General features: G+C 65.1%; 11 protein-coding genes. 3 read left to right on the forward strand and 8 right to left on the reverse strand.

Translation table 11 applies throughout. The features are described 5' to 3' along the window. Positions 1-110 precede the first annotated feature (110 nt). The 3 genes from ACVOLO_RS07750 to ACVOLO_RS07760 all read right to left on the reverse strand — a co-directional run bounded on the left by ACVOLO_RS07750 (position 111) and on the right by ACVOLO_RS07760 (position 3732). Complete coding sequence (locus ACVOLO_RS07750; RefSeq protein WP_481569672.1) at positions 111-1691, reverse strand: N-acetylmuramoyl-L-alanine amidase; 1581 nt, start codon at positions 1689-1691, stop codon at positions 111-113. A gap of 80 nt (positions 1692-1771) precedes the next feature. Beyond that, the gene (gene tsaE / locus ACVOLO_RS07755; protein WP_481569673.1) at positions 1772-2251 is read right to left on the reverse strand and encodes a tRNA (adenosine(37)-N6)-threonylcarbamoyltransferase complex ATPase subunit type 1 TsaE; all 480 of its coding nucleotides are present in this window, start codon (positions 2249-2251) and stop codon (positions 1772-1774) included. Positions 2252-2259: 8 nt separating this feature from the next. Continuing rightward, complete coding sequence (locus tag ACVOLO_RS07760; RefSeq protein ID WP_481569674.1) at positions 2260-3732, reverse strand: NAD(P)H-hydrate dehydratase; 1473 nt, start codon at positions 3730-3732, stop codon at positions 2260-2262. Positions 3733-3755: 23 nt separating this feature from the next. Here ACVOLO_RS07760 and queG point away from each other — a divergent pair, with 23 nt between their 5' ends. Together queG and xseA are read left to right on the forward strand one after the other, a co-directional pair. Then, positions 3756-4844: a tRNA epoxyqueuosine(34) reductase QueG gene (gene queG / locus ACVOLO_RS07765; protein WP_481569675.1), complete on the forward strand. Its 1089-nt coding sequence runs from the start codon at positions 3756-3758 to the stop codon at positions 4842-4844. Positions 4845-4903: 59 nt separating this feature from the next. Next, a complete protein-coding gene (gene xseA / locus ACVOLO_RS07770; RefSeq protein WP_481569676.1) occupies positions 4904-6250 on the forward strand; it encodes an exodeoxyribonuclease VII large subunit in 1347 nt (448 codons plus the stop codon). A gap of 99 nt (positions 6251-6349) precedes the next feature. On the opposite strand, the gene ACVOLO_RS07775 is transcribed toward xseA, so the two are convergent. Beyond that, positions 6350-7261 (reverse strand): M48 family metallopeptidase, encoded by a 912-nt coding sequence (locus tag ACVOLO_RS07775; RefSeq protein ID WP_481569677.1) that lies wholly within the window; start codon positions 7259-7261, stop codon positions 6350-6352. 75 nt (positions 7262-7336) lie between these two features. Beyond that, complete coding sequence (locus ACVOLO_RS07780; protein ID WP_481569678.1) at positions 7337-9205, reverse strand: SUMF1/EgtB/PvdO family nonheme iron enzyme; 1869 nt, start codon at positions 9203-9205, stop codon at positions 7337-7339. Between the two features lie 113 nt (positions 9206-9318). Here ACVOLO_RS07780 and rnd point away from each other — a divergent pair, with 113 nt between their 5' ends. Continuing rightward, positions 9319-10401: a ribonuclease D gene (gene rnd, locus ACVOLO_RS07785; RefSeq protein ID WP_481569679.1), complete on the forward strand. Its 1083-nt coding sequence runs from the start codon at positions 9319-9321 to the stop codon at positions 10399-10401. A gap of 211 nt (positions 10402-10612) precedes the next feature. Here the strand turns inward: rnd and galU are convergent, their stop codons facing one another. The 3 genes from galU to ACVOLO_RS07800 are packed head-to-tail and all read right to left on the reverse strand — an operon-like array spanning position 10613 to position 14384. Beyond that, positions 10613-11491, reverse strand: a complete 879-nt coding sequence (gene galU, locus ACVOLO_RS07790; protein WP_481569680.1) for a UTP--glucose-1-phosphate uridylyltransferase GalU — start codon at positions 11489-11491, stop codon at positions 10613-10615. After that, positions 11491-13407, reverse strand: coding sequence for a polysaccharide biosynthesis protein (locus ACVOLO_RS07795; RefSeq protein ID WP_481569681.1), 1917 nt, complete (start codon positions 13405-13407; stop codon positions 11491-11493). The genes galU and ACVOLO_RS07795 overlap by 1 nt, the downstream gene beginning before the upstream one ends. Next, positions 13407-14384 carry an MraY family glycosyltransferase gene (locus tag ACVOLO_RS07800; RefSeq protein WP_481569682.1) on the reverse strand — a complete coding sequence of 326 codons (978 nt, stop codon included), beginning with the start codon at positions 14382-14384 and terminating at the stop codon, positions 13407-13409. Before ACVOLO_RS07800 ends, ACVOLO_RS07795 begins: the two co-directional genes overlap by 1 nt. Between the last annotated feature and the right edge of the window lie 11 nt (positions 14385-14395).

Below are 14395 nucleotides of genomic sequence, written 5' to 3' on the forward strand. Positions count from 1 at the left end.
ATGGAGAGGGATCAGGCTGACATCATGCATGGCGATGATGATAGCCGAGCCCGGCGGCATCACCGCGCCGGGCAGTCAAACTCGTGGCCTGAAACCAGCCGGGACGGTGCTTACTTGCTACCGCCGGCAACGGTACCGGCAGCGGCGTCCATTTCGGCCTGTGCACGGGCGGCGAACAGCGTCCCCGGCGGCGGCTGACGGCTGAAGAAGGTGTGCACGCCATCCAGCACGGCACCGGCAATGCGGCGCTGGTAGGCCGGGTCGATGAGGCGACGCTCTTCGTCCGGGTTGGAGATGAACGCGGTTTCCACCAGCATGGCCGGCATGTCCGAGGTGCGCAGCACCGCGAAGTTGGCCCGCTCCAGGTTCGGCTTGTGGTTGTTGCCGATGCGCTTGAGCCCGCCCAGCACGTGCCCGGCTGCGTCTTCGGAGGCCTTCATGTTGCCACTCTGGGCCAGGTCCAGCAGCACGTTGGCCAAAGTGCCTTCGGTGCGGCTCAGGCTGACGCCGCCAATGAGATCGGCCGCGTTTTCCTTGTCAGCCAGCCAGCGCGCACGCTGCGAGGAGGCGCCCTTGGTGGACAGCACATAAACCGACGAGCCGGTGGCCGAGCGGTTTTCGGCGGCATCGGCATGGATCGAGATGAAAATGTCGGCCTTGGCCGCACGCGCACGCTGGGCACGCATCGGCAGCGGAATGAATACATCGGTGTCGCGGGTCAGGTAGGCACGCAGGCCCGGCGTGGCGTTGACCTGCCGCGCCAGCTCACGGGCGACCGCCAGGGTCACGTCCTTCTCACGCTTGCCGGTGGGGCCGATGGCGCCCGGGTCCTGGCCGCCGTGGCCCGGATCGATGGCAACCACCAGGGTCCGCATCCCTGCCTGCATGCGAATGCGTGACGCATCGCTGGGCATCACCGGACGCGGCGCTTCCGGCGTGACCGCCGGTGCCGGTGCTGATGTCGCTGCGGTGGGTACCGCAGCGGCTTGCGCCACGGTCGTTGCCGGACGGGTGTCGGGGGCTTGCGTCGATGTGGTCGCGGTTTGCCCGTTGAGGATCGCCGCTGGCGATGGTTGACCACCGCTGGCAGCGACGACGTTCGTCGCTGGCGGTGCCGAGGTGGCAGGTGCGGGAGCGGCCGGCGTTGCCGCCTGGCGGCTTACCGCAGCCGTCAGCGCAGCGGTGGCACGGGCAGCCTCAGAGCGTGCCTGTTCACTGGATTGGGCCGGCGTCTGCGCCGGAGGCGTCACGACCGGCGCTGCGGCAACAGCCGCTGGCGCACGAGCGGCGCCCTCGCCCGGCCATTCGATCACCAGCTTGCTCTCGGCGCCCTGCCCCTGGATCTGCGGCTTGAACGCTGTCACCGACTCGGCGAGGTCGAACACGACACGGAAGGTCCCCGGGGTCGGAGTACCTGTGCGCACCGCGGTCACCACACCCACGGCTGCCGGCAGCTTGAGGCTGCGCAGCGCGGTGGAATCCGGGAAATCGACGACCAGGCGGTTCGGGCCAGCCAGGCTCAGGGTTTTGTAGCTGCCGCCGCCTGCCAGCTGGATTTCAGCCCGGGTGCCGGTGCTTCCAGTGTGCAGGTTGACCCCGCGAATCTCGCCTGCCCACGCGGACGCGCTGGCGGCCAGACAGAGTCCGGCGGCGGCAACTGACAATGCAAACAGGCGGTTTCCCGTAGTCATGGGCGGATTCAATCACCGGAATTAGGCAATTGCAACATTTTTTCCCTTAATAATCCGCAACCTGCCACACCTTCCTGTGATCAGGGGGTAAAAACCCCTTGCAAGTGAGGGGATTGGCGCAGCCGCTCCAGCCACGCGCTGCCCGCCTCGCTGTGCGACAGCAGGCGGCAGCGGCGCCCTTGCCCGTCAATTTCCAGCGCAACCGTCAGGTCCACCGGCGGCAACCCGCCCGCGCCGCGTTCGGGCCATTCGACCAGCCACAGGTCCGCGGTGGCTTCGTCCAGACCAAGGAAATCCAGCTCCCCGGCATCGCCGATGCGGTAAAGATCCAGGTGCCAGGCCTCGCCGGTTTCCAGCGGATAGCGCTCGATCAGCGTGTAGGTGGGGCTGCGGATGGAGCCCTGCACGCCGAGGGCGCGCAGCAGGGCGCGCGCCAGGGTGGATTTGCCGGCGCCCAGATCACCTTGCAGATGTACGACGGCCTGCGCCGGACGGGCCTGGGCAAGCGCGTGGCCGAGCTGGTCAGTGCTTTCGGCCGTGGGAAGAAACAATTCGATCATGGTCGTCATTATGGATTGGCCAGTGCCCGCAGGTGCGGCAGCAGGTCGCGCGGCAACAGCCCGCGCTCACCTTCGGCAGCAGCGGCATCGCCGGCCAGGCTGTGCAACAAGGCCCCGGTGCTGGCCGCATCGAACAACGACAGCCCCTGCGCGCAGAGCGCGGCAATGATGCCGGTGAGCAGGTCGCCCATGCCGCCCACCGCCATGCCCGGATTACCGGCTGCGATAACGCGTGTCACCTGCCCCGGTGCAGCGACCAAGGTACCGGCGCCCTTCAGTACGACGACCGATGCATAACGCTCGGCCAATGCCTGCGCAGCGGCAAAACGGTCGCGCTGGAGGGTGGCGGTATCGGTTCCCAGCAAGCGTGCGGCTTCGCCGGGGTGTGGCGTGAGAATGGCCTGCTGCAGCGGTTGCGGCGTGGCGGCCAGCAGGTTCAGGGCATCTGCATCGATCACCAGCGGCTTGCCGCTGTTCAACACCGCCGACCACAACGCCTGCGCCCATTCGTCCTGGCCCAGGCCGGGACCGAGGGCCACCACGCCAGCGCGCTGCAACAGCGGCGCCAACGCACTTGCCTGTTCCACCGCATGCGCCATTGCTTCGGGACAACGCGCCAGAAGCGGCGCCACATGCAGGGCGCGTGTGCCCACGCTGACCAAGCCCGCGCCGCTGCGCAATGCAGCTTCGGCGCTAAGTATCACTGCCCCGCCGCTGCCGTGGTTGCCGCCCACGCACAACACATGGCCGGACTCGCCCTTGTGCGTATTGATCCGGCGGCGCGGCAAGTGTCGCGCCAGCACCGGCCTGGCCCAGCGCAGGCTGCCGGCCGCGATGCCCTCGAAGGCCGCCGCCGGCAAATCCAATTCCGCCAACAGCCGCTGGCCGGCGTGTTCCAGCGCGGCGCCGGTATGCAGGCCTTGATGCGGCACGATGAACTGCAGCACGCGCTCGGCGCGGATCGCCGCACCGGGAACATTGCCGCTGAAGGCATCCACACCGCTGGGTACATCCAGCGCGAACACCGGCGCTGCGGCCGCGTTCACCGCTTCAATCAAGGCAACGTCAGCCGCTTCCGGGGCGCGTGTCAGGCCAATGCCGTACAGCGCATCGACGATGAGATCGGCCTGCCGTAGGCAATCCATCGCTACCTCGACGTGGCCGCCGATGGCGAGATAGTCGGTACACGCGCGTTGCGCCAGCGGCGAACGCGGTGCGGCTTCGGGCAGATGCAGCACGCAGACCTCACGGCCGGACTGCCGCGCGTAGCGGGCCAGCACATAGCCATCGCCGCCGTTGTTGCCCGGGCCGCATACCACCACGATCCGGCGCGCCTGCGGCCAGTACTGCAGAACGCTCTGCCAGGCGGCCTGCCCGGCACGTTGCATCAGCACATAACCATCGCCTCCCAGGGCGGCGGTCGCCTGCGCGTCGATGCGGCGGGCAGCTTCGGTCGTGAACAGGGCAACGGGTTCTGACATGCCGGCAATTCTATACTTGCGCCATGTCTGAAGCCGTTACCACCGCCAACCCGGCGCAGCTGTCGCTGCGCATCCGTCAACTGGCACGCGAGGCCGGCTTCCAGCGGTGTGGCATCAGCGGCATTGAATTGGCCGAGGACGAGGCGCACCTGGCCGATTGGCTGGGCAAGGGCCTGTACGGAACCATGGAGTGGATGGCGCGTCACGGCAGCCTGCGCGCGCGACCACAGGAACTGCTGCCGGGCACGGTGCGGGTGTTGTCGGTGGGCATGGATTACGGCCACAAGGACGAAACCGAAGCCTGGGCCACGCTGGACGACGCCGAGCGCGCCTATGTGGCGCGTTATGCGCTGGGCCGCGATTACCACAAGCTCATGCGCAACCGCCTGCAGAAGCTGGCCGAGCGCATCGCCACGGAAATTGGCCCGTTCGGCTACCGGGTGTTCGTTGATTCGGCGCCCGTGCTGGAACGCGCCCTGGCACGCAACGCCGGCCTGGGCTGGATCGGCAAACACACCTGCCTGATCGACCGCAACGGCGGCTCCTGGTTTTTCCTCGGCGAGATCTACCTCGACCTGCCATTGCCGGTGGACACCCCCGCCACCGCGCATTGCGGCACCTGCACGCGCTGCATTGATGTCTGCCCCACCGCGGCCATCATTGCCCCGTACCGGCTGGATGCGCGCCGCTGCATTTCCTATCTGACCATCGAACACGAAGGCGCCATTCCGCTGGAAATGCGCCCACTGATGGGCAACCGCATCTATGGCTGCGATGACTGCCAACTGGTCTGCCCCTGGAACAAGTTCGCCCATCGCACCGATGAACCGGACTTCCGCGTGCGCAACAACCTGGACACCGCCACCCTGCCGGAGTTGTTCGCATGGGAAGAGGACGAGTTCCTGCGCCGCACCGAGGGCAGCCCGATCCGCCGCAGCGGCCACGAACGCTGGCTGCGCAACATCGCCGTTGCGCTGGGCAACGCCGCGCCTTCGGCCAGTGCCCGCGAGGCACTTGCAACACGCCTTGAACACCCGTCCGAGGTAGTCCGCGAACATGTGCAATGGGCGCTGCAACGGCATTCCGCAGCGCGTGAATCCCACGAGCAATAAGCGTTCACGCCATTCCATGCGACCATGGCCGCCCGCTTCATTGCCGTATTGCCCGAACCATGGAACGCAGTCCCGACATCCTGACTCCCGGCCAGCTCAACACGCTGGCGCGCGACCTGCTGGAAAGCACGTTTCCGCTGGTGTGGGTGGAAGGTGAACTGGGCAACGTCAGCCGCCCTGCATCCGGGCACCTGTACTTCACGCTGAAGGACGCACGTGCCCAGGTGCGTGCGGCGATGTTCAAGCCCAAGAGCCAATGGCTGAAGTTCGCGCCGCGCGAAGGCCTGCGCGTACTCGTGCGCGGTCGGCTCACGCTGTATGAAGCACGCGGCGATTACCAGCTGATCCTCGACCACATGGAAGAGGCCGGCGAAGGCGCACTGCGCCGCGCCTACGATGAACTCAAGGCGCGACTGGAAGCCGAAGGCCTGTTCGACCCCGCACGCAAACGGCCGATGCCGGCGCATGTGCGGCGCCTGGCGGTGATCACCTCGCCCAGCGGTGCGGCAGTGCGTGACGTGTTGAGCGTGCTGGCCCGGCGTTATCCCTTGCTGGAAGTGGAGCTGTTGCCATCGCTGGTACAGGGCGAAACCGCCGCGCCGCAGATCACCTCCTTGCTGCGCCAGGCCGATGCCAGCGGCCGCTATGACGTGATCCTGCTGACCCGTGGCGGTGGCTCACTGGAAGACCTGTGGGCGTTCAATGACGAACAGCTCGCGCGCGCCATCGCTGCCAGCAACACGCCGGTGGTTTCGGCGGTGGGCCATGAAACCGACTTCAGCCTTTCCGATTTTGCCGCCGACCTGCGTGCGCCAACGCCGTCGGTGGCAGCGGAACTGCTGGTTCCCGATCAACGCGATCTGGCGCTGCGCCTGCGTCGCCTGCAACAACGCCTGGCGCAGTTGCAGGCGCACACGTTGAATCAAGCCATGCAGCGTGCGGACCGCGCCGCATTGCGCCTGCAGGCACACAGCCCGCAATCGCGGCTCGCCCTGCTGCGACAACGTCAGGAAGCCGTGTTCGCGCGCCTGCAGGCGAACTGGCGCCAGCAGCAACAGCGCCGCAGCGCTCGCCTTGCACATGGCGCTGCGGTGTTGCGTGGCGCACACCCGCAACGACAGCTCAGCGCACTGCGCGAACGGCTGGCCAATCTTGCCCCACGCGCACAGGCGGCGATGGCGCGACACCTGCAGCGCGATGCCCTGCACCTGCGCGGTATCGCGCGCTCGCTGGAAGCGGTAAGCCCGCTGGCGACGGTGGCACGCGGTTATTCCATCCTGACCCGCGTGGAAGACGGAACACTGGTCCGCTCAAGTACGCAGACCAAAGCCGGGGACCGCCTGCAGGCACGCCTGGCCGACGGCAGCCTGATGCTCAAGGTGGAAGAGCGTACCGGCCAGGGCTGACCGCGCCCGGCGATTGCTCCGCCCCGCTGAGCCGCTCTCATCCGATGTGCATCGGTATTGCCCTGGCATCCCATCGGCGGCACGAACACCGCTACCCGCTCACAACGCTGCCGTACCACCCGTGCAGAACGTCTGCCGGTACTGCATCGCCTTGGGCATCAATGCCTGCAGGTTCTGGATGCGGGTGCCGGGATTGGGATGGGTGGAGGAGAACTCCGGCGGCGCCTGGCCACCGCTGGCCTGGCTCATGCGCTGCCAAAGTGGCACCGCCTCTTCCGGGTTGAAACATGCCGCGGCGGCCAGCATCAGGCCAACCTCGTCGGCCTGGGTTTCATGCGAGCGCGCATAGGGCAGCAGGTAGCCGTAACCCATCGCCGACATCATCATCTGCTGTTGCTGCGCATCCATGCCGCTGGCGGCACCGGCCATCTGCCCGATCTGGGTCAGCTTCTGCTGCGCCATGCGCTGCGCACCATGCCGCAACAGGGCGTGGGCAATTTCATGGCCCATCACCACCGCCACCGCATCGGCGTTCTGCGCCACCGGGATCAAGCCGGTGTAGACCGCCATCTTGCCGCCGGGCAGGCAGAACGCATTGGCCTGGTCGGACTGCAGCACATTCACTTCCCAATCGAAATCGCGTGAAAAATGCTGCGCCTGCATGCCGTGTTCCTGCGCCAGCGCGGTTTCCACCACATCGACTTTGGCGATCAGACGACTGGCGATTTCGCGCACCTGCCGGGCGATCTGGCTGTTCGGATCCACCGGCCGCTCCTGCGAGAGGATCTCCTGGTAGGCCTGCAGGCCAAGCGCCTTTTCCTCGTTGGCATCCAGCGCGCTGTCGATCAGCACTTTTTCCCCGGTATAGGGGTCGACCGTGCGGTTACCAAAGTAGTAGCAGCCACCGTAGACCGCGAAGCCCAGCAGGATGAGCCAACGTACGTTGCCGAACAGACCACCACCACGGCGCTGACCGCCAGCGCGCTGGTTGCCGAAAGGATCTTGTCGCATGCGGGCTCCGCCGGGTTCGAGGTGGGTCGGGGTGAGACGTTGGCGATGGTAACGCGCCCTGCCCCGATGGCAATGTCAAATACCGCGCACCAGGCGGAAGCCAATGCGCGCCGAGGTCACATCCGAGTCCTGCGACTGCCGCCAGGCCGCGCGGGTCTGTTCCGGGGCGTTGGCCCAGTTGCCACCACGGATCACCCGCTGCCGGCAACCGGGGTTGTACCAGGCTGCGCCGTCGGCGGGCGCCCGCCGGTAGCTGGCATGCCAGCAGTCAGCCACCCATTCGCTGACATTGCCGGCCATGTCGTGCAGCCCCCAGGGGTTGGCATTGAAGATGCCGACCGGCGCCGTACCCCAGAACCCGTCCCCGTAACCGATGAACGCGTTGTTCCAGTGCCGGCCACTGGGGGAGACGTCCAGGCTGCCGGTGAAGTTGCCGGTGTTTTCCGGCGGCACCGATGCACGCCCCCACGGGTAGCGGCCCTGCCTGCCCGCGCGCAGGGCGTATTCAAACTCGGACTCACTGGGCAGCCGGTAATGCCGCCCGGTCTGTTCGGACAACCAGGCCGCGTAGGCTTCGGCATCGCGCACGCTGACATGCATCACCGGGCTGTTCGGCGCAGCCTTCAGGCCGTTGTAGTCCGACTGCCAATCCACCCCGCTGCGACGGATGAAGTTGCCACTGCGCTCGTCATAGACAATGGAATGCCCACGCCGCGTTGCACGCGGACGTGCCTTGGCGGACTCCACGAAACGGCGGAAATCGGCCACCGTCACTTCGGTGATGGTCATGGCAAAGCCACGCTCGAAGCGCACTGGATGCTGCGGGCGTTCGGCATCCCTCGCACCAATCTCCTCGGCCGCCGCACCCATCTGGAATGAGCCATAGGGCACAACCACCATGCGTGGCCCGCGGCTGCCGTCCTGCAGCGCATCGGAAAACACCTGCCGTGGGCGGAAGCTGCCATAACGAGTGACCAGCTCGATGCGTTCGGCCAACAGCGCCACCGTACGGTCACCCGGCAAGGCGATGCGCTGGGCCTGTTCCAGTTTCAATCGGGCGTCCTTCAACCCCTTGGATGAAGTGAGGTCGCGCAGGCCGCCCTCGCGCAGGGCGTCCAACTGCGCCGTACGGATGCCTTCAATACGCAGGCGGGCGTCCGCCAGAGCAGGACTCTCGCCACGCACCGTACTGGCCTTTCCCAGCCAGGCCAGCGCAGCCGAAAAGTCCGATTCGACCGCGGCGGCATGCTCGGCCCGCCGGATCAGGCCACTCTCGATCGCCGCCAGCCCCTGACGGGCACGGCTATTGGCCGGCTCGATGGCAAGCACCTCGCGGAACGCGGCCTGTGCGCCACCACCGTCTTCACCGAACTGATGCGCGCGCAGCGCCTGTTCACCGGCACGATTGAGCGCCAGCACCCGCCGGGCGGTGACGATGCGTTGTTCCAGTTCGCGCTCGGCCTTGCCTTCCGGCGCCAGCTTCACGGCCACCCCTATCCGTTCGGCAGCCTGCGCCAGCGCCTGACGCTGGTTCTCCGGCTGCATCATCAGCGCCGTCGCCTGGGCACGCAGTTGCTGCCGGGCCTTGTCCAGCCCGCGCTTTGCCGCGCGGTCCTGTGGCTGCTGTTCCAGTATCGCCAGATACAGGGGAATCGCGTCTTCGGCCTCCTTGTACAGCCGCCCTTCGGACAAGGCCTTGTCGGCCATCCTGCGTGCCTCCGGCAGTTGCTCCGGCAACAGCTCTACCTGCGGGGCGGTCCATACCGGCAGCACGGTCATCTCCACCTTCGGCGCCGGGTCAGGTGTGATACGCGCACGCCTGGGCATGGGAATGGCCTCTGGCCGCACCCCTTCCACCTTGCGCGGCTGCACCTGCGGGGGATCCCCCGGCGGCTGCCCACAGCCCACGAGCAGCAGCCCCAGCAGCAACGTCACACCTTTCAATTGGCTGGTCCCGCGCAAAAAAGCCTCCACTTGCCCGCCTGCTTCGACGAGCACGGCCCGACGTTAGGCTATTCTCGCCTGCCTGAGCAAACCCTGCCGTTGACGGAACCCACGTGGCCTACTGGATCAAACACCCATCGGAACTGGAAGAGCGCTACCTGCAGCGCCCCGACCGCATTGGACTGGACACCGAATTCATTCGCGAACGTACCTACTGGCCACAGCTGGCCCTGGTGCAGATGGCGGTCGGCACTGAAATCCTGCTGATCGACCCACTGATCCCGGGCATGTGCGAAGCCTTGAAGCCCTGGCTGACCGACACCTCGATCACCAAGATCATGCACAGCGCCAGCGAGGACCTGGTCGCCTTCAAGTGTGCCTGCAACGCGCTTCCACGGCCGCTGTTCGACACCCAGATTGGCGCCGCACTGGCCGGTATCGGAGGCGGCATGGGTTACCAGAAGCTGGTGGCCGAAATCACCGGCGTCACCCTGCCCAAGGGCGAAACCCGCTCGGACTGGCTCAAGCGCCCACTCAGCGACGCCCAGCTCGAATACGCCGCCGACGACGTGGAGTACCTGTTTGCCCTGCATGACACCATCAGCGAGCAGTTGCAGGCCAAGAGCCGCATGCAATGGTTGCTGGACGATGGCGAGCGGATGATGGCCAGCGTCGAGCGCGACGAAGGCGAACATTGGCCGCACCTGTCGATGCGCGCCTCCCAGTTCCTTGATCCCGAATCGCAGTTGCGCCTGCTGCGCCTGCTGCGTTGGCGCGAACATCAGGCCCGCCAGAGCGACAAGCCGCGCAGTTGGATCCTGGACAATGAACTGGCCAACCTGCTCGCCCGTACCCCGCCAGCTGACTACGAATCGATGCTCAAGTTGTTCGGCCGTTTTCCCAAGGCACCGCGCAAACTCGCGCAACCGCTGTGGGACGCGCTGAACACACCGCTGCCGGACGAAAACGAAGCACCGATGGCCCTGCAGGCCACCGAGGGCAACAAGGCCGCGCTCAAGCGCCTGCAGGATGCCACCGCAAAAATCACAGCCGAACTCGGCCTTCCCGATGGCTTGCTTGCCTCTCGCAAACATCTGGAATCACTGCTCGAAAGCGGGCACTGGCCGAGCGCACTGGCAGGCTGGCGCCAGCAGCAGCTGGAACCCGTGCTGCGCCCGTTGCTGGCAGGCAGCTGATCGACAAGCAGGTGTTCTGAACTGCTCTCACCGCCACCACCTTGCAACGCTGTCACGCAAGGCCGTCACGCGAGCCATTGCCATCGCTGCCGCTGACATGAGCAACAAGAATGGCGCCTCTCGGCGCCATTTTTGTATTGCTTGCCGGTCCAGGCCCTGGGCAAGTCGGCAAGCAGCAAACTACTGCAATACCTGGCCACACGCCTGCCACTCACTCAGCAAGCATTCTCCGCATCACTTCGCGCGCCGGCTGGGCCAGCTTCTCGTTCTCCAACGCAAAGCGAATGGTGGCTTCAACCAGCCCCAAGTGAGTACCGCAGTCAAAGCGCGTGCCTTCAAAGCGATAAGCGTTCACCGGCTCGCTCTTGAGCAACTGGGCAATGGCGTCGGTCAGCTGGATTTCGCCGCCCGCTCCGGTGGCAGTGTGCTCCAGCAGCTCGAAAATCTTCGGGCTGAGCACGTAACGGCCCACTACTGCCAGGTCGCTCGGTGCGTCCTCCGGCTTGGGCTTTTCGACGATCTGCGAGATGCGCCCCTTGCGCCCATCAAAGGCATCGGTGGCGACAATGCCGTAACTGCCGGTCTTGTCGTGCGGCACATCTTCCACCGCAATCACACTGGCGCCGGTTGCCTCGTTGAGGTCGGCCATCTGCTTCAGGGCGCCATCACCGCGGTTCCAGATCAGATCGTCAGGCAGCAACACGGCGAACGGCTCGTCGCCAATGATGGCCTTGGCGCACAGCACCGCATGACCCAGGCCCAACGCTTCGGCCTGGGTGACGAACACCGCGCGAACGCCCTTCGGCAACACGTGCCGGATCATCTCCAGCTGCTCCTGCTTGCCGGCGCGCTCGAGCTTCTGCTCCAGCTCATAGGCCTTGTCGAAATAGTCTGCAACAGCGTGCTTGTAGCGATTAGTGACGAACACCAGCGTGTCGCAACCGGCTTCGATGGCCTCATCCACCGCGTACTGGATCAGCGGGCGATCGATGATCGGCAACATCTCCTTGGGAACCGTCTTGGTCGCGGGCAAAAACCGCGTCCCCAAGCCCGCTACGGGAAATACCGCCTTCTTGATACGACCACTCATCAGTGAATCCTTCCTGCTTCTTTGGTGGGAAACTGCACAATCTTGGCCGAGGCATTGCGCGCGGCCAGCTCTTCAACCGGCTGAAACTCGGGGATGGTCGCAGACAGGATGTCACGCATCACATCCTCATCATAAGTGGCAATCGCACGTCGCAACACCGCGACATTGCTCAGCACCAGGTCCGGCGAGAACTCACGCACCCCGGCTTCCAGCACCTTCGGGTGAGCCGTGGGATGGCAATCCTCATCATCATAGAAGAGGCTTTCATGCAGTTTTTCGCCGGCACGCAACCCGGTGTACACGATAGGCACATCCACCCCCGGCACCTTGCCTGCCAGGCGGATCATCTGCTCCGCCAGGTGGCGGATGAACACCGGCTCGCCCATGTCCAACATATAGATCGCCCCCCGCGACGAGGAAGCCGCCGCCTGCAGGATCAGCAGACAGGCCTCGGGAATGGTCATGAAGTAGCGGCTGACATCCGGGTGGGTCACCGTGATCGGGCCACCGTTGCGGATCTGCTCGCGGAACAAGGGCACCACGCTGCCCACCGACCCCAGCACATTGCCAAATCGCACCGTGACAAAGCGCGTCGATGGCGACCGTTTGTTCAGGCTCTGACAGATCATTTCCGCATAGCGCTTGCTGGCCCCGAGCGAATTGACCGGATCCACCGCCTTGTCGGTCGAGATGAAAACGAAATTCTCCACCCCTGCTTCAACACAGGCACTGGCCACGCATTCGGTCGCCAGCGTGTTATTGCGCACCGCTTCGCGCAACTGCTCCTCCAGCAAGGGAACCTGCTTGTAAGCCGCCGCGTGGAAGACAGTATCTGGCCTGTAGCTTTTCAAGGCATGCCGGACCACGGCAGGATCGCCGCAGTCGCCCAGCACCCCATGCACCTGTAGATCAGGGAAGCTGCGGCGCAATTCGGCCTGGATGTTGATCATCAGCAACTCGCTGATTTCCAGGACCACAATACGGGCCGCACCATGGCGCGCCACCTGGCGGCAAAGCTCCGAGCCAATCGATCCACCACCGCCGGTGACCAGCACGGTACGGCCGCGCAGCCAACCACGGATCAACTCCCAGTCCGGCCGAATGGGCTTGCGCCCCAACAGGTCCTCGATCGCCACTTCCTTGAGCTGGCCGGGCAATGAACTGCCTTCCAGGATGTCGGCCAGTTTGGGCACCGTCCGGAACGGCAGGCCCGTGCTTTCACACAGCCCCACGACACGCTGCATTCCCGCTGCATCCAGCGTGGGAATGGCGATCACCAACAACTTGGCATCGGCTTCCCTGGCCACCGAGACCACGTCATCCAACCGCCCCAGAATCGGCACCCCACGCAACTTGGCACCCTGCAGGTGGGGCGAGTCGTCCAGCAAACCGACGGGCTCGTAATCGCCGGAGCGGCGCAGGTCCTTGATCAGCGATTCGGCGGCCTGCCCGGCCCCCAGCACCAGCACGCGACGGGCTCGCGCGTCGGACTGGACGTTCTGATAGTCCTTCCAAGCCCGGTATAGCAGCCGCGGGGTGCCAAGCAATGCAGCCAAGGCAAAGGGGTAAACCACCAAAACCGAGATCGGAATCCCGTGCAGCCGGCGGTAGGAGAAGACCACGACGATCGCCAGCAGCCCAACAAAGCAGGCTTTGAAGATGTTGATCAGGTCCGCAACGCTGGCAAAACGCCAGAGCCCCCGGTACAGGCCCACCTTCCAGAAGGCCACCGCCTGCAGAGCAACGACCACCAGCACATCCAGAGAGAACAGCGGCAGATCGGGGGCGTTCTCCAACATGGCATAACGGGCGGCAAACAGCAGTTGCCAGCACAGCCAGACCATGGCCAGGTCGTGCAGCATCACCGCGTAACGCAACCCGCTACCTGCAACGAAACGCTCTCGCAACGATGCCATCAGCTCTCTTCCTTAATGTAGTACCGCCTGCGCAGGAACAACCAGGCCACTGCAGACACAGCCAGCCAGACAATTCCCCCTGCCCATCCCCAACCTAGGGAAAGCCCTGAAAACAACGCCACAAGTGTAATTCCGCAAAGGGTAAAGAGCGAATAACAACCCGTAACGAAGGCGTGACTCCATTCACGCTTTACCAGTTGCTGGTAAAGATGCTGGGCATGCGGCTGCATCCAGCGCTCCCCATTGAGCATGCGTTTCAGCAAGGTGAAGCCGGAGTCAACAAAGAAGACGGCCGGCAGTACCAGCCAAAGCGGAAAGGCAAGGTCGGTGACGGTCAAACCCAATGCCAGCAGACCCGCCACCAGATAACCCAACGCCCCGCTCCCCACATCCCCCATGAATATGCGCGCACGGGGAAAGTTGAAAGGCAGGAAACCCAGGCAGCCGCTCGCGACCACCCACGCCACAAGGGCATGAGGCGCCGGCAGGAGGAGCGCCGCGCCGATGGCTACCAGAATCGCCTGGCTGACGGCCAAGCCATTGATCCCATCCATGAAGTTCCAGATGTTGATCAGTGACACCGCCAGCAAGGCAGATACAAGCGCCTTGATCACACTGCCACTGCCTGACCACACCAGGACGCCAAGCAGGATCGCGGCGAACACGTGAACCCCCAACCGGGGAAGCGCTGGCAATGAATGGTGGTCATCCCACCAGCCAATCCCAGCCACCATGGCCAGACCAAGGGAAAATCCCCCCAGCACGGCAGCCGTGGCCGGATACAACAGCCCGATCACCAGATAACCGAACAACACCGACACCACAATGCCAATACCGCCACCACGCGGCGTGGAGACCTTGTGGCTGCGCCGCTCCCCTGGCAGATCCATCAGCTGGCGCTTGATCGCATAACGGATCGCCAGCCAGCTCACCGCAGCGGCCACACAAAAGGTCGCCACGGGAAGCCACAGGAACAACGGAAGCACCA

The organism is Stenotrophomonas sp. STEN056, assembly GCF_056759635.1.

What these genes read in the sequence shown, in the direction of transcription:
- queG (WP_481569675.1), top strand. Translation starts at nt 3,756, where the DNA reads ATGTCTGAAGCCGTTACCACCGCCAACCCGGCGCAGCTGTCGCTGCGC.
- ACVOLO_RS07795 (WP_481569681.1), bottom strand. Translation starts at nt 13,407, where the DNA reads ATGGCATCGTTGCGAGAGCGTTTCGTTGCAGGTAGCGGGTTGCGTTAC.
- ACVOLO_RS07750 (WP_481569672.1), bottom strand. Translation starts at nt 1,691, where the DNA reads ATGACTACGGGAAACCGCCTGTTTGCATTGTCAGTTGCCGCCGCCGGA.
- xseA (WP_481569676.1), top strand. Translation starts at nt 4,904, where the DNA reads ATGGAACGCAGTCCCGACATCCTGACTCCCGGCCAGCTCAACACGCTG.
- tsaE (WP_481569673.1), bottom strand. Translation starts at nt 2,251, where the DNA reads ATGATCGAATTGTTTCTTCCCACGGCCGAAAGCACTGACCAGCTCGGC.
- galU (WP_481569680.1), bottom strand. Translation starts at nt 11,491, where the DNA reads ATGAGTGGTCGTATCAAGAAGGCGGTATTTCCCGTAGCGGGCTTGGGG.
- ACVOLO_RS07775 (WP_481569677.1), bottom strand. Translation starts at nt 7,261, where the DNA reads ATGCGACAAGATCCTTTCGGCAACCAGCGCGCTGGCGGTCAGCGCCGT.
- ACVOLO_RS07760 (WP_481569674.1), bottom strand. Translation starts at nt 3,732, where the DNA reads ATGTCAGAACCCGTTGCCCTGTTCACGACCGAAGCTGCCCGCCGCATC.